This is a genomic window from Achromobacter sp. 413638, from assembly GCF_043119405.1.
Lineage (GTDB): Bacteria > Pseudomonadota > Gammaproteobacteria > Burkholderiales > Burkholderiaceae_B > Achromobacter.
Genome location: NZ_JBICCO010000091.1, coordinates 1 through 21,517, shown reverse-complemented (window position 1 = coordinate 21,517; position 21,517 = coordinate 1). Strand labels below are relative to the sequence as shown.

General features: G+C 68.0%; 21 protein-coding genes and 1 tRNA gene. 10 read left to right on the top strand and 12 right to left on the bottom strand.

The window, feature by feature from the left end:
* Positions 1-82: 82 nt before the first annotated feature.
* The 3 genes from ACEU5R_RS26920 to ACEU5R_RS26910 all read right to left on the bottom strand — a co-directional run bounded on the left by ACEU5R_RS26920 (position 83) and on the right by ACEU5R_RS26910 (position 2,718).
* A tRNA-Pro gene (locus ACEU5R_RS26920) sits at positions 83-159 on the bottom strand.
* 99 nt (positions 160-258) lie between these two features.
* Positions 259-1,224: an octaprenyl diphosphate synthase gene (ispB, locus tag ACEU5R_RS26915; protein WP_103271413.1), complete on the bottom strand. Its 966-nt coding sequence runs from the start codon at positions 1,222-1,224 to the stop codon at positions 259-261.
* A gap of 309 nt (positions 1,225-1,533) precedes the next feature.
* Entirely contained in the window at positions 1,534-2,718 is a 1,185-nt protein-coding gene (locus ACEU5R_RS26910) for a fumarylacetoacetate hydrolase family protein (RefSeq protein WP_392412798.1), read from the bottom strand.
* A gap of 137 nt (positions 2,719-2,855) precedes the next feature.
* Here ACEU5R_RS26910 and ACEU5R_RS26905 point away from each other — a divergent pair, with 137 nt between their 5' ends.
* From ACEU5R_RS26905 to proB, 5 genes are all read left to right on the top strand, one after another.
* Complete coding sequence (locus ACEU5R_RS26905) at positions 2,856-3,614, top strand: IclR family transcriptional regulator (protein ID WP_392412796.1); 759 nt, start codon at positions 2,856-2,858, stop codon at positions 3,612-3,614.
* A gap of 297 nt (positions 3,615-3,911) precedes the next feature.
* Positions 3,912-4,223: a 50S ribosomal protein L21 gene (gene rplU, locus ACEU5R_RS26900; RefSeq protein ID WP_103271416.1), complete on the top strand. Its 312-nt coding sequence runs from the start codon at positions 3,912-3,914 to the stop codon at positions 4,221-4,223.
* 35 nt (positions 4,224-4,258) lie between these two features.
* Positions 4,259-4,519 (top strand): 50S ribosomal protein L27, encoded by a 261-nt coding sequence (gene rpmA / locus ACEU5R_RS26895; RefSeq protein WP_006216229.1) that lies wholly within the window; start codon positions 4,259-4,261, stop codon positions 4,517-4,519.
* A 184-nt stretch (positions 4,520-4,703) separates the two neighbouring features.
* Positions 4,704-5,840, top strand: coding sequence for a GTPase ObgE (obgE, locus tag ACEU5R_RS26890; protein ID WP_103271417.1), 1,137 nt, complete (start codon positions 4,704-4,706; stop codon positions 5,838-5,840).
* 56 nt (positions 5,841-5,896) lie between these two features.
* Positions 5,897-7,033 carry a glutamate 5-kinase gene (gene proB, locus ACEU5R_RS26885; protein WP_103271418.1) on the top strand — a complete coding sequence of 379 codons (1,137 nt, stop codon included), beginning with the start codon at positions 5,897-5,899 and terminating at the stop codon, positions 7,031-7,033.
* Here proB and ACEU5R_RS26880 read toward each other — a convergent pair.
* On the bottom strand, positions 7,002-7,721 hold the full coding sequence (locus ACEU5R_RS26880) for a winged helix-turn-helix domain-containing protein (protein WP_392412792.1): 720 nt from the start codon (positions 7,719-7,721) through the stop codon (positions 7,002-7,004). The two genes, proB and ACEU5R_RS26880, sit on opposite strands and share 32 nt — an antisense overlap.
* Before the next feature lie 58 nt (positions 7,722-7,779).
* Between ACEU5R_RS26880 and ACEU5R_RS26875 the strand changes: the two genes are divergently transcribed.
* Complete coding sequence (locus ACEU5R_RS26875; RefSeq protein WP_392412790.1) at positions 7,780-8,247, top strand: helix-turn-helix transcriptional regulator; 468 nt, start codon at positions 7,780-7,782, stop codon at positions 8,245-8,247.
* Positions 8,248-8,357: 110 nt separating this feature from the next.
* On the opposite strand, the gene ACEU5R_RS26870 is transcribed toward ACEU5R_RS26875, so the two are convergent.
* Positions 8,358-8,948, bottom strand: a complete 591-nt coding sequence (locus tag ACEU5R_RS26870; RefSeq protein WP_103271419.1) for a preprotein translocase subunit SecD — start codon at positions 8,946-8,948, stop codon at positions 8,358-8,360.
* A gap of 375 nt (positions 8,949-9,323) precedes the next feature.
* Between ACEU5R_RS26870 and thiC the strand changes: the two genes are divergently transcribed.
* Positions 9,324-11,237: a phosphomethylpyrimidine synthase ThiC gene (gene thiC, locus ACEU5R_RS26865; RefSeq protein WP_392412788.1), complete on the top strand. Its 1,914-nt coding sequence runs from the start codon at positions 9,324-9,326 to the stop codon at positions 11,235-11,237.
* A gap of 174 nt (positions 11,238-11,411) precedes the next feature.
* Here the strand turns inward: thiC and ACEU5R_RS26860 are convergent, their stop codons facing one another.
* The 7 genes from ACEU5R_RS26860 to gpmA form a co-directional block, all read right to left on the bottom strand.
* Positions 11,412-12,824, bottom strand: a complete 1,413-nt coding sequence (locus tag ACEU5R_RS26860) for an FAD-binding oxidoreductase (RefSeq protein WP_392412787.1) — start codon at positions 12,822-12,824, stop codon at positions 11,412-11,414.
* Between the two features lie 85 nt (positions 12,825-12,909).
* Complete coding sequence (locus tag ACEU5R_RS26855) at positions 12,910-13,617, bottom strand: FadR/GntR family transcriptional regulator (protein ID WP_392412786.1); 708 nt, start codon at positions 13,615-13,617, stop codon at positions 12,910-12,912.
* Between the two features lie 184 nt (positions 13,618-13,801).
* The gene (locus ACEU5R_RS26850) at positions 13,802-14,989 is read right to left on the bottom strand and encodes a diguanylate cyclase (protein WP_103276231.1); all 1,188 of its coding nucleotides are present in this window, start codon (positions 14,987-14,989) and stop codon (positions 13,802-13,804) included.
* Between the two features lie 134 nt (positions 14,990-15,123).
* Entirely contained in the window at positions 15,124-15,879 is a 756-nt protein-coding gene (locus ACEU5R_RS26845) for a HesA/MoeB/ThiF family protein (RefSeq protein WP_103271423.1), read from the bottom strand.
* On the bottom strand, positions 15,876-17,318 hold the full coding sequence (locus tag ACEU5R_RS26840) for a S41 family peptidase (RefSeq protein ID WP_103271424.1): 1,443 nt from the start codon (positions 17,316-17,318) through the stop codon (positions 15,876-15,878). Before ACEU5R_RS26840 ends, ACEU5R_RS26845 begins: the two co-directional genes overlap by 4 nt.
* A 107-nt stretch (positions 17,319-17,425) precedes the next feature.
* Positions 17,426-19,039 carry a murein hydrolase activator EnvC gene (locus ACEU5R_RS26835; RefSeq protein ID WP_103271425.1) on the bottom strand — a complete coding sequence of 538 codons (1,614 nt, stop codon included), beginning with the start codon at positions 19,037-19,039 and terminating at the stop codon, positions 17,426-17,428.
* Positions 19,040-19,088: 49 nt separating this feature from the next.
* Positions 19,089-19,841: a 2,3-diphosphoglycerate-dependent phosphoglycerate mutase gene (gpmA, locus tag ACEU5R_RS26830; RefSeq protein WP_103271426.1), complete on the bottom strand. Its 753-nt coding sequence runs from the start codon at positions 19,839-19,841 to the stop codon at positions 19,089-19,091.
* Positions 19,842-20,017: 176 nt separating this feature from the next.
* On the opposite strand from gpmA, the gene ACEU5R_RS26825 reads away from it, so the two are divergent.
* Genes ACEU5R_RS26825 through secB form a run of 3 tightly spaced genes read left to right on the top strand, consistent with a single transcriptional unit; the run spans position 20,018 to position 21,334 of the window.
* The gene (locus ACEU5R_RS26825; RefSeq protein WP_199770938.1) at positions 20,018-20,437 is read left to right on the top strand and encodes a rhodanese-like domain-containing protein; all 420 of its coding nucleotides are present in this window, start codon (positions 20,018-20,020) and stop codon (positions 20,435-20,437) included.
* A gap of 58 nt (positions 20,438-20,495) precedes the next feature.
* A complete protein-coding gene (gene grxC / locus ACEU5R_RS26820) occupies positions 20,496-20,753 on the top strand; it encodes a glutaredoxin 3 (RefSeq protein WP_103271427.1) in 258 nt (85 codons plus the stop codon).
* 41 nt (positions 20,754-20,794) lie between these two features.
* Positions 20,795-21,334, top strand: a complete 540-nt coding sequence (gene secB / locus ACEU5R_RS26815) for a protein-export chaperone SecB (RefSeq protein WP_392412785.1) — start codon at positions 20,795-20,797, stop codon at positions 21,332-21,334.
* The last annotated feature ends 183 nt before the right edge of the window (positions 21,335-21,517 follow it).

The window sequence follows — 21,517 nt, the reverse complement described above, 5'->3', positions numbered from 1 at the left end:
ACGCAAAAAAGCCGGTACGCTTGCGCGATACCGGCTCTTGCCGATGATGTCGGGTGCATCACCGAGAATTCGACCACATCAGTGGTCGGGGCGAGAGGATTCGAACCTCCGACTCCTGCGTCCCGAACGCAGTACTCTACCAGGCTGAGCTACGCCCCGATTTTGGCAAATCCCACACTTCAGACTTGCGCACTTGCTCTTACTACCAACTTGCTTCACTACGGCAGGTTCGGCATCACTGCCTCACCGCTTTTTTCGCTAGCGATCTCTGTTCACCGCGAAAGCGCAGAATTCTAACAGAGATTTTTGGAAAACGGAAATGGGGTAGTTCGACAGGGCATTGCGGGCCAGTTCGGCCTCGGCTTCGGCGGCCTGCATGGCGTGCTCCAGCGCGTCGGTGGCCTGGATGGCGGCAGCCACGGCGGCGAAGTCGGCGTCGCCCGTCTTGATGGCGTCGCGGATCAGTTGCTGCTGCTCGGGCGTGCCCACTTCCATGACACGGATCAGCGGCAGCGTGGGCTTGCCTTCGCGCAGGTCGTCGCCCACGTTCTTACCCAGCGCCGCGGCGTCGCCGCGATAGTCCAGCACGTCGTCGACCAGTTGGAAGGCAGTGCCGACGTGGCGGCCGTAGGCGGCCGCGGCGGCTTCCTGCTCGGGCGTGGCGCCGGCCAGCACCGCGCCGACCTGGGCGGCGGCCTCGAACAGCTTGGCGGTCTTGTAGCGCACCACCTGCAGGTAGCGTTCCTGCGACACGTCGGGGTCGTGCACGTTCAGCAGCTGCAGCACCTCACCCTCGGCGATCACCGTAGTGGCCTCGGACAGGATGCTCATGATGCGCATCGAACCGGCCTCGACCATCATCTCGAACGAGCGCGAATACAGGTAGTCGCCCACCAGCACGCTGGCGGCGTTGCCGAACACGGCGTTGGCGGTGTCGCGGCCACGGCGCAGGTCGGACTCGTCGACCACGTCGTCATGCAGCAGCGTGGCGGTGTGGATGAACTCCACCACGGCGGCCAGCAGCTGGTGATGGGTGCCTTCATAGCCCAGCGCGCGCGCCACCATCAGCACCATGGCAGGACGCATGCGCTTGCCGCCGGCGCCGATGATGTAGTCGCCGATCGTGCGGATCAGGACCACCTCGGAATTCAGCCGGCTGCGGATAACCGCATCGACGGCTTTCATATCGTCTGCAATGGGAGCGATGAGCGCGGGGAGATTCAAGACGTATCCGGATTGTGAAGCGAGCCGCGTGGCGGACTCTTACCGCAAGGGCCCCGTCCGGCAGGCGGTCGGGGAGGATTCGACCGGGGATTATACGGGCTGGCCAAAACAGGGACGCGTCTTGTCCGTCCCTGGCCGCTCCCTGGACGGCGCCCGCGCGTATTGTCTTGTTGGCCGGCCCCGCCGCCATGCCTGGCCCGCCCAGCGTGCCCCCCCCCTGTTCCAGCCATCCCGATCGCGGCTCGCATACCGTCGCGTGACATTCGGGCCACGCCGGCCCGCGCGATCGCCCTGCGCCGCGCCCCGACCTCAGCCCGTGGCGACCCCCGCCAGCAGCCCCCGCCGCGCCAGGCTCGCGTACAGCGCCCGCAAGCCGAAGTCCCAGGGAGCAATGGCGGTGCACTCGCCCACCTCGTTGACCAGCGCGCCCAGCGGGCCGGAGGCGATCTCGACGCGGTCGCCCATCGCGTGGGTGAAGCCGCTGCCCGGCCCGTGCCGGTCCTGCGTGGGCGAGAACATGGTGCCCAGGAACAGCATGCAGCCGTCCGGGTACTGGTGGTGCGCGCCCAGGGTCTGGCGCACCAGGTCCAGCGGATCGCGGCTGATCTGGCTCATCAGATTCACGCCGGCCAGCGAGAAGCCGTCGGGCCCGTCGATGCGCAGCGCCACCTCGGCGGCGCGCACGCTGTCCAGGGTGAAATCGGCGTCGAACAGCCGGATGAAGGGGCCGATGGCGCAGGAGCCGTTGTTGTCCTTGGCGCGGGTCAACAGCAGCGCGCTGCGCCCTTCCACGTCGCGCAGGTTGACGTCGTTGCCCAGCGTCGCGCCCACGATCTGGCCGCGGCTGTCCACGGCCAGCACCAGCTCGGGCTCGGGGTTGTTCCAACGTGACTCGGGCAGCACGCCGATGCGGGCGCCATAGCCGACCGAGGCCATGGGCGGCGCCTTGGAGAAGACCTCGGCGTCCGGGCCGATGCCCACTTCCAGGTATTGCGACCACTGGCCACGCGCCACCAGCGCTTCCTTCAGCGCCATGGCCTCGGCCGAGCCGGGCCGCAGCCGCGACAGGTCCGAGCCGATCAGGCCCTGCAGGCGTTCGCGGATCGCGTCGGCCTGGCCGGCATCGCCGCCCGCCTCTTCCTCGATCAGGCGTTCCAGCAGGCTGACGGCGAAGGTGACGCCGGCGGCCTTCACCGGCTGCAGGTCGCAAGGCGCCAGCAGGCGGGCCGGGCCGCCGGCCAGACTGGACGCCAGCCAGTCGCGCGCGTCGCCCAGCGGCTCGCCAGGCGCGAACCGCGCCAGCTCGACGCGGTCGGGCCGCTCCAGCAGGTCGGCCATGGTCGGCGTCACGGCGGTGATGTCGAACATCCGGCCGCCGCGCACCGCCACCACGCAGGGGCCGTCCTGCGGCGCCGGGCGCCAGACGCGGCCGACCAGCAAAGCGCGGTCCAGGTCGGCGGGCAGGTGATGATCGGGAATAGTGGAAGCAGCCATGCGGGTTCCTTGGGTCCGAGTTTTGTCCGGAGTTGGTCCGGTCCCAGGCGCGATGCGCCAGGGACTGCGTCCGAGTCTAGGAGCGGCTTGCCATAACGTCCAATATGCTAGATTTCTGTTCAACCTATTGGACATTCATGCCTGACACCGCCGACGTTCCCGCCATCCGCCGCGCCCACGACATCCTCAGGACGCTGGCCGCGCAACCGGGCCCGGTGAAGGCCTCCGAATTGATGCGGGTCTGCAACCTGCCCCGCAGCTCGCTGTACCTGCTGCTGGACAGCCTGGAGCGGCGCCGCTGGATCGAGCGCCGCGAGGGCGGCTACATCGTCGGCATCGAGCTGATGGCGCTGGGCGCGGCCTACCTGCGCCACGACAGCCTGCAGACCGCCTTCCACCGGGTCGCGGCGGAATTCGTGGCGCGCTGCAACGAGGTGGTGCAGCTGGCGGCGCTGGACGGTTTCGAGGTGGTCTACCTGGCGCGCGAGGACGCGCGCCGGCCGGTGCGGCTGGTGTCGGATCTGGGGCTGCGGCTGCCGGCGCACGCCTGCGCGCTGGGCAAGGCCATGCTGGCCGGGCTGGATCCGGCCGAGTTGGACGCGCGCCTGCCCGCCAAGCTGGCCCGAGTCACCGAACGCACGCTGGCCACGCCCGAGGCGCTGCGCCGCGAACTGGAAGAGGTGCGCCGCGACGGCCTGGCCCAGGACCGCGAGGAGGTCACGGCAGGCCTGGTCTGCTTTGCCGCCTATGTGGGCGTGACGCCGCTGGGCAAGCGGCTGGCCGTCAGCACGTCCATTCCCTCTGACCGGCTCGATAATGCCCACCGGCAGGCCGCCATCGCCGGCATCCGTCAGGTGGCGCGCGAGCTGGCGAAGCTGACCGCCGCCCTGCCGTGAGGCCGGCGCGCCACAGCTAAACCCTTAGCCCGCAAGCGCTTTTTGACTTTCCATGGCAGGCGGGCTAATATCCCGGATTCGGCTATTTCCTAATGGCCGAATTACGTCGGCACGTTCCGCAGCCCAAGCCCAGCCTGGATCGATCATCAGATCAGGCAGCGTCCGGTCAAAACCCAGTAGTCAGGACGGACGGCAAGAGCGAAGGCGCCGCCACTTTGCTGCATGCCATGCGCCAAGCATGTGTGTCAGCGAAGCCGGCAGTCGGACAGGCCTTTTTACCTATTTAAGGAACACCCCATGTACGCGGTCGTAAAAACCGGCGGCAAGCAATATCGCGTTGCTGCTGGCGAAAAACTCAAGATAGAACAGATACCGGCTGACATTGGGCAAGAAATCACCCTGGACCAAGTGCTGTCCGTGGGCGAAGGCGACCAACTAAAAGTTGGTACGCCTCTCGTCGCCGGCGCCGTGGTCAAGGCAACGGTTCTTGCGCAAGGCCGCCACGACAAGGTCAAGATCTTCAAGATGCGCCGTCGCAAGCACTATCAGAAGCATCAGGGCCACCGTCAGAACTACACCGAAATCCGCATCGAAGCCATCACGGCCTGAGAAGCGACTCGGTACCACATTAGCAGGAGCTAAACATGGCACAGAAAAAGGGCGGCGGCTCTACGCGGAACGGACGCGACTCAGAATCGAAGCGTCTGGGCGTCAAGGCATTCGGCGGTGAACTCATCCCCGCCGGTTCGATCATCGTGCGTCAGCGCGGCACGCGCTTCCACGCTGGCGTGAACGTCGGCATGGGCAAGGACCACACCCTGTTCGCGCTGATCGACGGCAAGGTTCAATTCGGCTTCAAGGGCGCGTTGAACAAGCAAACCGTTTCGATCGTCGCCGCCGAGTAATTCGGCCAGGCACGCTCTGCGACGCGGCCCGGCCGCGTCGACGAACGGCGAAAGCCCTGCCGCATGCGGCGGGGCTTTTTTATCGCCGGCCCATTTCGGGCAGAATGGTTGATGGCCCGGCCATGAACCACCCGGCTGCCGCCCTTATCGGCGCAGTCCCACACATACTTCACGCGCAGACATCATGAAATTCGTAGACGAAGCCACCATCGAAGTCGTCGCCGGCAAAGGCGGCAATGGCGTGGCGAGCTTTCGCCGCGAAAAGTTCATCCCCAAGGGCGGCCCGGACGGCGGCGACGGCGGACGCGGCGGCACCATCTTCGCCGTGGCCGATCGCAACATCAACACGCTGATCGACTTCCGCTACGCGCGCCTGCATCGCGCCAAGAACGGCGAAAACGGCCGCGGCTCGGACCAGTACGGCGCGGCCGCGCCCGACATCACGCTGCGCGTGCCCGTCGGCACCGTCATCCATGACGCCGAGACCGGCGAAGTCCTGTTCGACCTGAACCGCCACGAGCAGAAGGTCGTGCTGGCGGCCGGCGGCCAGGGCGGCATGGGCAACATCCACTTCAAGTCCAGCGTCAACCGCGCGCCTCGTCAGTGGACGCCTGGCAAGGAAGGCGAGCACCGCTACCTGCGCATGGAACTGAAGGTGCTGGCCGACGTGGGCCTGCTGGGCCTGCCGAACGCCGGCAAGTCCACGCTGATCACCCGCATCTCGAACGCCAAGCCCAAGATCGCCGACTACCCCTTCACCACGCTGCATCCGAACCTGGGCGTGGTGCGCACCTCGCCGTCGCGCAGCTTCGTGGTGGCGGACATTCCCGGCCTGATCGAAGGCGCCTCGGAAGGCGCCGGCCTGGGCCACCTGTTCCTGCGGCACCTGGCGCGCACGCGCGTGCTGCTGCACCTGGTGGACGTGTCCACGCCCGATCCCGACGCCGATCCGGTCGAGCAGGCCGTGATCGACGCCCGCGCCATCGTCGAGGAACTGCGTCGCTACGATCCCGAACTGGCCGACAAGCCGCGCTGGCTAGTGCTGAACAAGCTGGACATGGTGGCCGATCCCGAGGACACCAAGCAGCGCTTCCTCAAGCTCTACGACTGGACCGGCCCGGTGTTCGGCATCTCCGGCCTGTCGGGCGAAGGCACGCAGGACCTGATCTACGCGCTGCAGGACTACCTGGACGCCGAGCGCGAAAAGGAACAGCTGGCGCAGGACCAGGCCGACGGCACCTACGTGGCCGAAGACCCGCGCTTCGACGACACGCGCTCGGACGCCGCGCCCAAGGGCGGCCAGACCGGCGGCGACGAATAAGCCATAATCGCAGCTTCATCCGATTACGCCTCTTCGCGCCGCAGTCCGCCCTGATCATGTCTGCCGAATCAACCGCCGTATCCGTCGTCTCCAACGCCCAGCGCATCGTCGCCAAGGTGGGCTCGTCGCTCGTCACCAACGAAGGCCGCGGCCTGGACCGTGCCGCCGTGGCCCACTGGGCCGCGCAGATCGCCGCGCTGCGCAAGCAAGGCCGGCAGGTGGTGCTGGTGTCCAGCGGCGCGATCGCGGAAGGCATGGCGCGACTGGGCTGGCGCAAGCGTCCGTCGGTGATGCACGAGTTGCAGGCCGCCGCCGCCGTGGGCCAGATGGGCCTGTGCCAGGCGTATGAGGCCGCCTTCGCGGAACACGGCCTGCGCACCGCGCAGATCCTGCTCACCCACGAAGACCTGGCCGACCGCCACCGCTACCTGAACGCCCGCAGCACGCTGTTCGCGCTGCTGCGCCTGGGCGTGGTGCCCATCGTCAACGAGAACGACACCGTCGTCACCGACGAGATCCGGCTGGGCGACAACGATACGCTGGGCGCGCTGGTCACCAACCTGATCGAAGCCGACACGCTGGTCATCCTGACCGACCAGCGCGGCCTGTACGATTCGGACCCGCGCAAGAACCCCGACGCCAAGTTCATCTCGCACGCGCAAGCGGGCGACGCCGCGCTGGAAGCCATGGCTGGCGGCGCCGGCAGCGGCATCGGCACCGGCGGCATGCTGACCAAGGTGCTGGCGGCCAAGCGCGCCGCGCACAGCGGCGCGCATACCGTGATCGCCTCGGGCCGCGAGCGCGACGTACTGACCCGCCTGGCGCAAGGCGAGTGCATCGGCAGCGAGCTGCAGGCGGCGCTGCCGGTGTGGTCGGCGCGCAAGCAATGGCTGGCCGATCACCTGCGCCTGCGCGGCCGCGTGACGCTGGACGACGGCGCCGTGCAGGCCCTGCTGCGCGAAGGCAAGAGCCTGCTGCCCATCGGCGTGACCGCCGTCGACGGCGAGTTCGGCCGCGGCGACGTGGTCGCCTGCGTCGACAGCGAGGGCCGCGAATGCGCGCGCGGCCTGATCAACTACTCGGCCGCCGACACCCGGCGCATCCTGCGCCAGCCTTCATCGCAGATTGCCCGCATCCTGGGCAGCATGACCGAACCCGAGCTCATGCATCGGGACAATCTGGTCGTCCTGTAGCGTCCGCGCCCGCCTGACCGCCCCGCGCCAGCAGGATGTAGCCCCACCCGCGCACCGCCAGTACCGGCAGGTCGATATCGAGCCGCCGCGCCTTGCTGCGCAGACGCGAGACCAGCACGTCCACGCGGCGCACGCTGTCCCGCTCGACGGCGGCGTTGCGCGGCAGGAAACGCTCGCGTCGCAGGCAGTGGTCCGGCGCATTGAGCAGACGCACCAGGAAGGCGCGCTCGGTCGCGGTGAGCGGCAGCCGCTCGCCCGCCGGCCCCGCCAGCACACGCGCGTGCATGTCCACGCGCCAGGCCGGCGCGGGACGCCCAGCGCCCTGCAGCCGCCGGCACAGCGTGCGCAGCAGCGCATCCCATTCGGCCATGCTCATGTCCGGCGCCGGGCAAGCGTCCGCGCCCGCGTCCATGGCCGCGATGCGGGCCTGTGCGCAGGCGTCGGCGTCCTGCCAGGCCAGCGCCGCGCCCGGCGCGGCCCGGCGCGCGGCGGCGATGGACAGCGAAGGATCATCGTAGCGATCGCGCAGCACGATCGCGTCCGTCACCTGCCCGGACAGGCATTCGAGCAGCGCGTTCACCGATGCGAAGCAATGGACGCGCCAGCGCAACTCACGCAGATTCTTGGCGAAATGATTACCCGCAATTTCATCGGATTGCACGACAAAGACGGTGCCTCTGTGCCACATGATCAACCCCTAACAGGCATATTACCTAAGTGATACTTATAGCCACCAAGGTAAATTCGTGGCAAGCTTCAATCGCGCTGTGAAGACATTTTCAGACCGACTGAAGCACGCACGTCTCCTTCGCGGCTACACGCAAGAGGAGCTGGCGCGGCTTGCCCGAATCTCGCAAAGTGCAATCGGCAGCTACGAAAGCAGCCTGCGCCAATCGAGCCGTTCGGCGCGCAAGCTGGCCCAGGTGCTGAAAGTCGAACTCGAGTGGCTGGAAACCGGCAAGGGCTCGATGGAGTTGCCGCTGGACGGCTACGACCTCAGCAACACGCTGCCGCCGGTGAACGTGGCCGAACCGGCGCAGCGCGCGGGTCGCAAGCCGCGCCCGCAAGCGCCATGGCCCTTTCCGAATATTTCTCCGTCGCACTTCGACGCGTTGACGCAGGACGAACGGAACATGCTGGAAGCGCTGGTGCAGACCTACATCGAAACCGCGCAGGCGCGTCGCAGCCTGAAGCCACGCCGCAAGCAAAACTAGCAGCGCCGCCCTTCCCGCTGGCGCAACAGCACAAAGCCCCCTTTGCAGGGGGCTTTGTGCTTAACGGCGGACGCGGTTGCATCCCGCGCGGCCGGCCAGGCGTGCCGGACTCAGGGCTTGGCCGCCGGCGCCGTGACAGGCGCGGTGGCCGGCGAGCCACCGGCGGCCGGCGCGGACGAATCGCCACGGATGCGGGAAGCGATGTCGGCGGCCGCCTTCGCCGACGGCACGCCAAACGCCAGCACGCCGCGATTCAGCGGCTCGCCGATGCGCGGCGCGGCGATCAGCTCGCGGTCCAGCACCAGGACCAGCATGTTGCCGACGTTCTTGCTGCTGATGTCGTTGAGCTTGCGCGCGCCCGATTCCGAGAAGCGCAGGCCGACGAAGTTGTTGCCTTCGCGGTCCACCAGCTGGGCGGCCTCGGTCAGGTCGGCGCGCGTCAGCACGGGTTGCTGTTCCATGTAGAGCTTGCCGTCGGGCAGCGTGACTTCCGTCAGGCCCGGGCCGGCCTGGGTCCTGGCCACATAGAACTCCACCACGGAAGCCGTGGCCGAGGGCGACTGCTGTTGCTGTTGTTGCTGGCCCGTCTGGGGCGTCGCGGCGGCATCGCCGGCATTCTTGGTCGGCGCGGTCTTGCAACCCGCAAGCGCCAGGGTCAGGACCATCAAGGCGGGCGCCATGTTGCGCAGGGTCAGTTGCATGCTCGTTTCCTTCTTTGAGTAGTCTTCAGACCGGACGGCGGACGTTGCCCGCCGCAATTGACGAAAAAAGTGTACAGAACCTGATTGCCCCTGTCTCGGCAGTCTGATTCCAAATGTAAACCAGTAATACCACGCGTCGACCGCTCGCATCTTGCGCCGCAGCATCGACCACTTTGGCGGCCGGCCCCCGGCAGGCTCTATACTTCGCTTTCGCGCAGGGGTACTCGTCCCGCCCGCAGGGCGCCGACGTGTTGAGAGAGTCCCTTCGTACCAGTACGGATAATGCCGATGCTGGGAGCCGTATTTCCGCCACGCCATCGCGCGCGGCGGGGATTCATTCCCGATCGGCTCCAAACCATTCGCTTGGAGCTTTCCATGAACGCCAATCCCAAATTCCTGGCCGCCACCGCAGAAGTGGACTCGGCCGCCGTCGCGCCGCTGCCCAAATCGCGCAAGGTGTACGAGACCGGCTCGCGGCCCGACATCCGCGTGCCGTTCCGCGAGATCGAGCAGGCCGACACGCCCACCATGTTCGGCGGCGAGAAGAACCCGCCGCTGACGGTCTACGATTGCAGCGGCCCCTACACCGACCCGGACGCCAAGATCGACATCCGCCGCGGCCTGCCCGAGCTGCGCCGCGCCTGGATCGAAGAGCGCGGCGACACCGAGCTGCTGGCCGGCCCGACCAGCGACTATGGCAAGGAACGTCTGACCGATCCCAAGCTGACGGCCATGCGCTTCGACCTGCGCCGTCCGCCGCGCCGCGCCAAGTCGGGCGCCAACGTCACCCAGATGCACTACGCGCGCCGAGGCATCATCACGCCGGAAATGGAATTCGTGGCCATCCGCGAAAACCTGCGCCGCGAGCAGTACCTGGAAACGCTGCGCGCCAGCGGTCCGGATGGCGAGAAGATGGTCAAGCGCCTGCTGCGCCAGCATCCGGGCCAGTCCTTCGGCGCAGCCATCCCGTCGGCCATCACGCCCGAGTTCGTGCGCGACGAGATCGCGCGCGGCCGCGCCATCATCCCGGCCAACATCAACCACCCGGAAATCGAGCCGATGGCCATCGGCCGCAACTTCCTGGTGAAGATCAACGCCAACATCGGCAACTCGGCCGTCAGCTCCGGCATCGGCGAGGAAGTCGAGAAGATGACCTGGGCCATCCGCTGGGGCGGCGACACGGTCATGGATCTGTCCACCGGCAAGCACATCCATGAAACGCGCGAGTGGATCATCCGCAACTCGCCCGTGCCGATCGGCACCGTGCCGATCTACCAGGCGCTGGAAAAGGTCGACGGCAAGGCCGAGGAACTGACCTGGGAGATCTTCCGCGACACGCTGATCGAGCAGGCCGAACAAGGCGTGGACTACTTCACCATCCACGCCGGCGTGCGCCTGCCGTTCATTCCGATGACGGCGGACCGGATGACGGGCATCGTCTCGCGCGGCGGCTCGATCATGGCCAAGTGGTGCCTGGCGCATCACAAGGAGAGCTTCCTGTACGAGCGCTTCGACGAGATCTGCGAAATCATGAAGGCCTACGACGTCAGCTTCTCGCTGGGCGACGGCCTGCGCCCGGGCTCGGGCTACGACGCCAACGACGAGGCGCAGTTCGCCGAGCTGAAGACGCTGGGCGAGCTGACCCAGGTGGCCTGGAAGCACGACGTGCAGGTCATGATCGAAGGCCCCGGCCACGTGCCGATGCAGATGATCAAGGAAAACATGGAGCTGCAGCTGGAACACTGCCACGAGGCGCCGTTCTACACGCTGGGCCCGCTGACCACCGACATCGCGCCGGGCTACGACCACATCACGTCCGGCATCGGCGCCGCGCTGATCGGCTGGTACGGCACCGCCATGCTCTGTTATGTGACGCCCAAGGAGCACCTGGGCCTGCCGAACAAGAAGGACGTGAAGGACGGCATCATCACGTACAAGATCGCGGCGCACGCGGCCGACCTGGCCAAGGGCCATCCGGGCGCGGCCATCCGCGACAACGCGCTGTCCAAGGCGCGCTTCGAGTTCCGCTGGGACGACCAGTTCAACCTGGGCCTGGATCCGGACACGGCGAAGGAGTTCCACGACGAGACCTTGCCCAAGGACTCGATGAAGGTGGCGCACTTCTGCTCCATGTGCGGCCCGCATTTCTGCTCGATGAAGATCACGCAGGACGTGCGTGACTACGCCGCGTCGCAGGGCGTGAGCGAGAAGGACGCGCTGGAAAAGGGCATGCAGGAAAAGTCCATCGAGTTCGTGAAGAAGGGCGCCGAGGTCTATCACCGGCAATAAGCGCCGGGCGGACCGCCACGCCTGACAGAAAAAACCGCGCCGCCCCTTGCAGGGCGGCGCGGTTTTTTTGTCGCCGGACGGCGCCGGGCGCTCTCATCTTGAGACGGCCGGCTCGGGCGAACGAGCGCGACGAGATGCCAGAAACGCGGCCTGGCGACGCTAGCGAGCGGCCGCCTACAGCAGCTTGCCCGGATTCATGATGCCCGCCGGGTCCACCAGGCGCTTGATCTCGCGCATCAGCCGCAGCTCCAGCGGATCCTTGCTGTGCAGGAAGTGATCGCGCTTGAGCTGGCCGATGCCGTGCTCGGCGCTGATGCTGCCACCGTATCGGTTGACCTCGTCCAGCACCGCGTCGGTGATGGCCGCGCCCTGCGTGGCGGCCCAGTCGCGCGGCGCGCCGGCCGGGCGCGACAGGTTGTAGTGCAGGTTGCCGTCGCCGAAGTGGCCGAAGACGAAGGGGCGGATGCCGGAGAACTGCGCCTGCAGCCGGGCCTGGGCCGAGGCCATGAAGTCCGGGATGCGCTCGATGGGCAGGGACACGTCGTGCTTCAGGTGCGGGCCATCGGCGCGCTGCGCCTCGGAGATTTCCTCGCGCAGCTTCCACAGCCCTTGCAGCTGGGCCAGCGAGGCCGACACCACCGCGTCCAGGCACAGCTCGTCTTCCAGCGCCTGGCCGATCACGCTTTCCAGCAGGGCGTTCAGCGCGGCCTCGTCGGCCGAGTCGGCCAGCTCCACCAGCACATAGGCGGGGTAACGCTGGCCGAAGGGTTCCTGCACGCCTTCGGCGTGCGTCAGCACCAGGTCCAGGCAATCGCCCGAGAAATACTCGAAGGCCTGCAGGCGCGCGCCGCACTTGGCGTACAACAGCTCGAACAGGCGCAGCGCCTGGGCCGGCGACTCCACCGCCGCCAGCACCACCGAGCGCACGTCGGCGCGCGGGAACAGGCGCAGCGCCACGGCGGTGATCACGCCCAGCGTGCCTTCGGAGCCGATCAGGAGCTGCTTGAGGTCGTAGCCGGTGTTGTCCTTGCGCAGCGTGCGCAGGCCGTGGAACACCTCGCCCGTGGGCAGCACGGCTTCCAGGCCCAGCACCAGCTCGCGCGCCATGCCGTAGCGCACCACGTTCACGCCGCCGGCGTTGGTGGCGACGTTGCCGCCGATCTGGCTGGAGTCCTCGGCCGCCAGGCTCAGCGGCAGCAGCCGGCCGGCGTCCTGCGCCGCGCGGCGCAGATTGCCCAGGATGCAGCCGGCCTCGGCCACCAGGGTGTTGGCGATGGTGTCGATGCCGCGCACCGCGTTCATCCGGTCCAGGCTCAGCACCACGTTGGCCGCGCCCTGGTCGGGCGTGGCGCCGCCGCACAGGCCGGTATTGCCGCCGCGCGGCACCACCGGCACGCCGGCCTGCTGGCACAGCGCCAGGCAGGTGGCGACCTCTTCGGTGCGGCGCGGGCGCACCACTGCCTGGGCGCGGCCGTTGTACAGGCCGCGCCAGTCGGACAGCCAGGGCGCGATGTCCTGTTCAGCGGTGGCGACGGTGTCGGGGCCCAGGGCCTGGACCAGGCGTTGGGCGAAATCGGTTGAACTCATGAGAGGTGCCTGGAAACGGTGGAACTAGCGGTGGAAAGCAGGACGGGTCAGAAACGAATCGGGTCGATGACGGGACAGCGGTGCGCTACGGCGCGTCCTCCGCCAGCGCCAGTTGCAATCGCGCGGCGGCTTGTCGAAGGTGCCCCACGGCCGCCTGGCGGGCGGCGACGGCGTCCTGCGCGCGGATGGCTTCGAACACCGCCACATGCTCCTGGTGCACGGCAACGCTCAGCCCGGCCTGCTTGCGGCTGTTGGCGCGCGCCGCGCCCACGGCCTGGCGCAGTTGCAGGTTCAGATAGCGCAGCAGGTCCGCGTAATGACTGTTGTGCGTGGCGGCGGCCACGGCCAGGTGAAACGAGATGTCGTTTTCGACGCCCTGCTCCGGATCTTCGAGGTGCCGCTCCAGCCGCGCCAGCGAGTCGGCCATGGCGGCCAGGTCGGCGTCGTCGCGGCGCAGCGCGGCCAGCGCCGCGGCGCCGCCTTCGAGTTCCATGCGCAGTTCGTACACGCTGGCCAGTTGTTCGCGACTGGCGGCGATGCTGTCCGACAGCAGGAAGCCCTGCGCGCCGGTGCGCGAGGTGACGGTGCAACCGGAGCCCTGGCGGCTCTGGATCAGTCCCTGCGCGCGCAGTCGCTCGGTGACTTCGCGGATCACGGCGGCGCTGACGCCGTACTGTTCGGCCAGCACGCGGCCGGACGGCAGTTTGGCGCCAACGGGATGCACGCCTTGGGCGATGTCGGAGGCGATCTGGCGGGCGACCTGTTCGGTCAGGGTCAGGGAAGGCGTCAGCATGCCGCGATTATAGGCAGACTTTTCAGGTTATCTGATAACTTTTCTTGGCAGCGTCCGATTTTCCCGGCGAACGAGCGGCGTCCACGACGGCGCAGTCCGGGTGACGGAGAACGCTGCCCTGGCCGGGCCCTGCCCTATTCTTGCCCTATCGTGGCCCTATTTTGGGCCGATACCGCGGCCCACCTCAGGCCGCCACGACGTCGCCTTCCTGTTGCGCGGTGTCGTCCTCGAACGCTCCGGCGACGGCGCAACAGCGGCCGCCCTGCGCCTTGGCCCGGTACAGGGCGGCGTCGGCCGCGTCCAACGCGGCCTGGGCGTCGCGGTTGTTGCGCGAGATGATGCTGATGCCGATGGACAGCCCCACGCTCACGCGCGTGCCGTCGGCCAGCGCGATCGGATGCGAGACGTCCTGCAGCAGGTGTTCGCCCAGCCGCAACGCGGCCGGCGCGTCGATGCCGGTGACCAGCACGATGAATTCGTCGCCGCCCATGCGCGCGGCCACATCGTCCACGCGCAGCATGCCGCGCATGCGGTCGGCGATGGTCTTGAGCACCTGGTCGCCGGCGGCATGCCCATGGGTGTCGTTGATGATCTTGAAATCGTCCATGTCCATGTACAGCAGCGCGGCGGGCGTGTCGTGCTCGCGCGTGCCGGAACAGATGCGCTCCAGCGCCGACTGCAGCCCGGCCCGGTTGGCCAGGCCCGTTAGCACGTCCTCGCTGGCGCGGCGGTCGTTCTCGCGCTCGGACAGCATGGTGGACACCAGGATGCGGTTCAGCCGGTGCGAGGCGATGCTCATGCTGACCAGGTAGAACGGGATCTGGATGAAGACGATGGCGGTGACCGCCTCGCCGGTGAACAGCGCCCCCAGACACATCGGCCCCAGGCTCAGGAAGATCATCGCCGCGACCAGCCGGGGCGCGCCGTAGTTGCGAAAGCAGATGCCACCGGCCATCGCGCCGCAGGACACGCCGGCCAGCGTGGCCGAAAGCCAGTCGCCATTCAGGAAGGTGACGAAGACGCCATAGCCCACGCTGAAGGCCCACAGCAGCGCCAGCAGGATGTAGACGTCGGTATGCGTGTTGCCGCCGTGCCGCGCGGCGCGCAGCGCCGAGCGCAGCACCATGACCCGCACGGCGGCCAACGCCAGTTCCAGGATGAGCCAGGACAGGTACAGCGGCTCGGGCCGGCGCCAGGCGACGATGCCGGAGATGAGCACGGTATTGATGACGCCGCCGGCGAAGATGGGCAGCGTCCCGAACAGGCTGGCCAGCAGCGCCGCGCGGATGTCGGCGGGCGTGCCATGGCCGGCGTGGGTCAGCCAGCGCGTCAAGCGCCACTTAGGCAAGCTGAACTTCAGTCCCGTATCCACCACTCTCGCGCCCCCGGCCCGGATCCACGGGCAGGCAGCGGTTATAGCAGGGATTTTTCAGTCCATACATTGGCCGCAAGGCCAATAGCATGCCGGTGAAACCGGCTGAAGCCGATAAGGCACGGCGTGAATTTTCAGGCGGGCCGGTGTCCGCAGACCGGACATTCCGGGTCGCGCTGCACATTGACGCTGCGCCACTGCATGGTGCGCACGTCCAGCCATTGCAGCCGGCCCGACAGGCTTTCGCCGACGCCGGACAGCAGCTTCAGGGCCTCGGCGGCCTGCATGCTGCCAATGATGCCGACCACGGGCGCGAACACGCCCATGGTGGCGCAATTGGCCTGCTCGACGTCATCGGCCTCGGGGAACAGGCAGTGGTAACAGGGCGCCTTGTCGTCGCGCAGGTCGTAGACGCTGACCTGGCCGTCGAAACGGATGGCGGCGCCCGAGACCAGCGGCTTGCGGTGCTCGACACAGGCGCGGTTGATGGCGTGGCGGGTGGTGAAGTTGTCGGTGCAGTCCAGCACCAGGTCGGCGGCGGCCACCGCGTCGGACAGGGCCTGGCCCTGCAGGCGCTCGACGCGCGCATGGACGCGGGCCTGCGGATTGAACGCCGCCAGCATGTCGCGGCCGGACTCGGCCTTGGGCCGGCCCACGCTGGCCGTGGTGTGCAGGATCTGGCGCTGCAGGTTGCTCAGTTCGACGACGTCGTCATCGGCCAGCGTGATGTCGCCCACGCCGGCGGTGGCCAGGTACAGCGCGGCGGGCGAGCCCAGCCCGCCCGCGCCGACGATCAGCACCCGCGCCGCCAGCAGTCTTTCCTGCCCCTCGATGCCGAGTTCGTCGAGCAGGATGTGGCGGGCATAGCGCAGCAGTTGCTCGTCGTTCATTTTTCCTTGCTGGGCTCGACTCCGGTCGGCGTGATCTTCATGCGCTGCGCCGGGCCGCCGACCTTGGCGTCGGCCTTGGCCTGGGCGCGGGCCGAGCCCTTCTGCACCGGCTTGCCGGCCAGCAGGTTCAGCGCCTGCTGCAGCTGGAAGTCGTCCTTGCCGCCGAATTCGAAGATCTTGGCCGGCAGTTCGACGTTTTCCTGGTCGGCGCTGGATTTCACCTCGTTGGAGGTCTGCTGGTTCGACAGGTGGCGTTGCAGGTCGGCTTCGCGCGGCAGGCGGAACAGGTCGCCGTCGGCGGTGTCGGCCACCACGTAGTCGGGCTCGATGCCGGTGGCCTGGATGGAACGGCCGCTGGGCGTGAAGTAGCGCGAGGTGGTGAGCTTGACCGCGGTGCTCTCGGACAGCGGCAGGATCACCTGCACCGAGCCCTTGCCGAAGGTACGGTTGCCCAGCACCTTGGCGCGCTTGTGGTCTTGCAGCGCGCCGGCCACGATCTCGGATGCCGAGGCCGAGCCGACGTTGACCAGCACCACCATCGGCACGGTCTTGGTCCAGGCCGGCAGGCCCGACAGGTAGTTGCTTTCGCCGCGCGCGTATTCCGACGGCGAGGCCAGGTACTTGTGGCGGGCGTCGGGCGTGCGGCCGTCGGTCGAGACCACCAGGGTCTCGGGCGGCAGGAAGGCGCCGGACACGCCGATGGCGCTGGTCAGGAGGCCGCCCGGGTCGTTGCGCAGGTCCAGCACCAGGCCCTTGGGGGCTTCCTTGGCGCCCAGGTCCTTGAGCTGCTTGGCCAGGTCGGAACCGGTCTTTTCCTGGAACTGGGCGATGCGGACGTAGCCGACGCCGTTGTCCAGCATCTTGCTGCGCACGCTGCGCACCTTGATGATGTCGCGCACGATCTTCAGCACGATGGGCTGGGGACGATCGGCGCGCATGATGGTCAGCGTGATCGGCGACTTGGGCGCGCCGCGCATGAGCTTGACCGCTTCGTTCAGCGACATGCCCTTGGTGGGCGTGTCGTCGATCTTGATGATGAGGTCGCCGGCCATCACGCCGGCGCGCGCGGCGGGCGTGTCCTCGATGGGAGAAATGACCTTGACGAAGCCGTCCTCGGCGCCGACCTCGATGCCCAGGCCGCCGAACTCGCCCTGCGTGGCGGTCTGCATTTCGCGGAAGGCCTCGGCGTCCAGGTAGGCCGAGTGCGGATCCAGGTTGGACACCATGCCGGAGATCGCGTTGCTGATGAGCGTCTTGTCATCAACCGCTTCGACATAGTTGTTCTTGATCGCGGCGAAGACGTTGCTCAGCTGCCTGAGCTCGTCCAGGGGCAGCGGGCTGCCGCGCTGGGCCACGGCGGATACGCCAACGCTCAGCAATACGCCTGCCACCGCACCGGTGGCGATCAGTCCGAAACCGCGAAATTTGCGAGTGCCCATGCACACTTCCCGAATTTTGTTTTCGCCGGAGGGAGCCGCAAGCCTGCCGGCTGTCCTACGGATGTACCAACGAGTGGCTGCCAATAATGTACTGAACTGGTACTGATCTACTGCGCCAGCCACTGGGCCGGGTCGACAGGAGCGCCACGATGGCGAATTTCAAAGTATAGGCCGGATTCCACTTGGCCGCCGGTCGCCCCGACCAGGGCGATGGTGTCGCCGCCGCCAACCGGATCGCCCACCCGCTTGAGCAGGCTCTGGTTGTAAGCATAGACCGTCAGATATTGCTGCCCATGATCCACAATGATGAGGTTGCCAAAACCACGCAGCCATTCGGCGTAGACCACCGTGCCGGGCGCGACGGCCTTGACCGGCGTGCCCTCCGGCGCGCGCAGCACCACGCCGCGCCAGACGCCGCCGTCGGGGCGGTCGACGCCGAATCGGCCCTGGACCTGCCCGCGCACCGGCATGGGCAGGCCGTGCTTCAGGCCGTTGCCGCCGCCGACCACGGGGCGCGTCGTCTGCTGCGACACGGATGCGGTCCGGGTTGGAGTGCTGTCGGCTTCGACGGGTTCCGGCTTGGATTCCGGTTTTTTCGCCGGTTCCGTCGGCCTGGCCGACGGCGTGTCGGCCGGACCGGTCAGGCGGGTATGCGACTGGCGATCGGCCGGACGCAGGCCGGCGGCGTCCGGGTCGGCCACGGCGACCGGTCCGCGCTGCTGGCGGGCGGCGGCCTCGACCTGCTCGCGCGCCCGGGCCGCGTCCTGCGCATCCTGCGCATCGCGGTTGCGGCGCGCGTCGGCGGCAGCGCGGCGCTCGGCCTCGGCGCGGCGCGCTTCGTCGGCTTTCCTGCGGGCTTCCTCGGCGCGACGCTCGGCCTCGGCCTTCTTGCGCGCTTCCTCGGCCCGGCGCGCCTCTTCGGCGCGGCGCGCTTCCTCGGCCTTCCTGCGCGCCTCTTCCGCGCGACGGGCTTCCTCGGCCTGCTTGACGATGGCCGCGTCCAGGTCGGTGATCAGGCGCGACAGGCGCTGGTCGTCCCGGCCCAGCTTGTTGGCCTCGGCACGCTGGGCGGCGATCTGCCCTTCCAGCTGGGCCAGCAGCGTGGAGCGCTCTTTCTGCTGGCCGACCAGGGCGGTCTTCTGCTCGGTGGTCTCGGCCACCACTTTTTCGATCTCGGCGCGACGGGCGTCGGCCTTGCCTTGCAACGCGGCCAGCCGGTCGATGTCGGCGCGCAGCGCCTGCACCGCCTGGGCGCGGGCCTGGGACACGTAATCCAGGTAGCCCAGATTGCGGCCCAGCAATTGCGGATCGTCGCCGGACAGCAGCGCCGTCCAGGGCGACAGGCCGCTGGTGTACTGGGTGCGCAGCTGGTCGGCCAGCTCGACGCGGCGCTTGGCCAGCGTCGCCTGCTGGGCGCCGATCTGCTTTTCCAGGCTGCCCAGGTCGGCCTGGGCCTGGCGATTGGCCTCGGCCAGCTCGCGCAGCCGCAGATTGATGCGGGAAATGGAAGATTCGGACTGTTTCAGCGCGTCGGCCGCTTCCTTACGGGCGGCCTCGCGCGTGTCGATGTCTTTTTGCAGGTTCTCGATGCGGTCGCGCAGCTGGGCCTGCTGGCGCTCGGCCTCGGACTGGCGCCCGGCCAGGTCATTGGGCGCGGCGCGGGCCGAAAGCGTTCCACCGGCCAGAACGACCGCCAACAACAACCCCGACGCGCGACGCATGACTGAACCTGTTTCCACCTGATGGAGGAGCCCTTTCGGGCCCTTGTCCTTAGTCCTTCTTGGCCTTGCCCTGGGCCGCCACGGCGGCCATGGCCGCCTCGATCTCGGCGGCATCGCCCAGATAATAGTGGCGGATCGGGCGCAGGTCATCATCCAGTTCATAGACCAGCGGCTGGCCCGTGGGAATGTTCAGGTTGACGATGTCGTCATCCGACACATTGTCCAGGTGCTTGATCAGCGCGCGCAGGCTGTTGCCGTGGGCGGCGATCAGCACGTTGCGGCCGGCCCGGATCGCCGGGGCGATGGACTCGTTCCAGAACGGCAGCACGCGCGCCACGGTGTCCTTCAGGCACTCGGTGGCGGGCAGCTGGTCGGCCGGCACCTTGGCGTAGCGCTTGTCGAAGCGCGGGTGGCGCTCGTCGTCCAGCGCCAGCGGCTCGGGCGCGATGGCGTAGGCGCGGCGCCAGACCAGCACCTGCTCGTCGCCATACTTGGCGGCGGTCTCGGCCTTGTTCAGGCCCTGCAGGGCGCCGTAATGGCGCTCGTTCAGGCGCCAGGTCACGCCGACCGGGGTGTACATGGCGTCCATCGCGTCCAGGGCGATCCACAGGGTGCGGATGGCGCGCTTGAGCAGCGAGGAATAGGCCAGGTCGAAGGTATAGCCTTCTTTCTTGAGCAGTTCGCCGGCCTTGCGGGCCTGTTCGCGGCCGGTGTCGGTCAGGTCGACGTCGGTCCAGCCGGTGAAGCGGTTTTCCAGGTTCCACTGGCTTTCGCCGTGGCGCATCAGAACGAGTTTATGCATGGCTAGTCACGCGCGAGCGCGGGTTAAAAGTTGGGAAATGCGGTTGAACAATGCGCTCATTTTATAATTGAGCGATTTTGCCCTTGATTTTGTCCGGGCGCACCCGCAGATTTGCCCTGCGGCGCGTCCCCGGGCTTGTCGCTACCAAGGCTAGCCGCCGCACTTCAGGATGCTCCGTGGATCTTCTGCAATTCTTGCTCGATAAAAACAACGTCTTCATCGTCGCCGTGGCCGTGGTGTCCGGCATCATGCTGATGGTGCCCGCCCTGCGCAAAGGCCGGGCCGGCTCCGCCGTGAGCACCTCCGAAGCCATCCAGATGGTCAACCAGCGCCAGGCTGTGTGGGTCGACGTGCGCCCGGCCGAGCAGTTCCAGGCCGGCCACATCGCCCAGGCCCGCAGCGTGCCCGCCGCCGACCTGGAACAGAAGGCCGGCAACCTGCCCAAGAACAAGCCGCTGATCGTGGTCTGCGACAATGGCCGCGATTCGGCCCGCGCCGCCGCCAAGCTGCGCGCCCAGGGTTACGCCGACGTGGTGCCGCTGGACGGCGGCATGCGCGCCTGGCTGGCCGCGAGCCTGCCGGTCACGCAGAAGTGATTCCGGGGTCCCCGCCCCCCGCCCTCCGCCACACGGTTCACGATACGCAGGAACGCCCATGAACAAAGTTGTCATGTACAGCAAGGATTATTGCCCCTACTGCGCCCGCGCCAAGGCGCTGCTGGAGCAGCGCGGCGTGGCCGACCTGGAAATCATCCAGATCGACCGCGATCCGGCCCAGCGCGACATCATGATCGAGCGCACCGGCCGCCGCACCGTGCCCCAGATCTTCATCGGCGACACCCACGTGGGCGGCTGTGACGACCTGATGGCGCTGGATCGCGCGGGCGGCCTCGCGCCCCTGCTCAACGGCTGATCCTCTTATATTTTTGCCCCCTCCTACCAACGGAAACACTCATGGCTGACCAGAACCAAAACACCCAGCAAGAAGGCGGCAACGACGCGCCCTCGTTCAACCTGCAGCGCGTCTACCTGAAAGACCTCTCGCTGGAAATGCCGAATGCGCCCCACGTCTTCCTGGAGCAGGAAGCGCCCCAGGTGGAAGTGAGCATCGCCGTCGGCGGCCAGCGCCTGGCCGACACCGTGTTCGAAACCACGGTCACGGTCACCGTCACCACCCGCATCAACGACAAGGTGGTCTACCTGGTCGAAGGCACCCAGGCCGGCATCTTCGAAGCCGCCAACATCCCCGAAGAGCAGCTGGATCCGCTGCTGGGCATCGTCTGCCCGACCATGCTCTACCCGTACCTGCGCGCCAACATCGCCGACGCGATCACCCGCACCTCGATGCCCCCGCTGCACCTGACCGAAGTGAACTTCCAGGCCCTGTACGAGCAGCGCCTGGCCGAACTGGCCCAGCAGCAAGGCTCGGCCAACGGCAACCGCGCCAACGGCGACTCGGGCATCATCCTGCCCCCCAGCGCGACCCGCCAGTAACGCGGACCCGCGCAACCCCAGGGACCGCCCCATGACCGCTTCCGCCTCGCCCAGCCTGCGCGTCGCCGTACTGGGCGCGGGAAGCTGGGGCACCGCCCTGGGGGGGGGGGGCCCGCCCCCCCCCCCCCCCCCCCCCCCGCCCGCCGCCCCCCCCCCCCCCCCCCCCCCCCCCCCCCCCCCCCC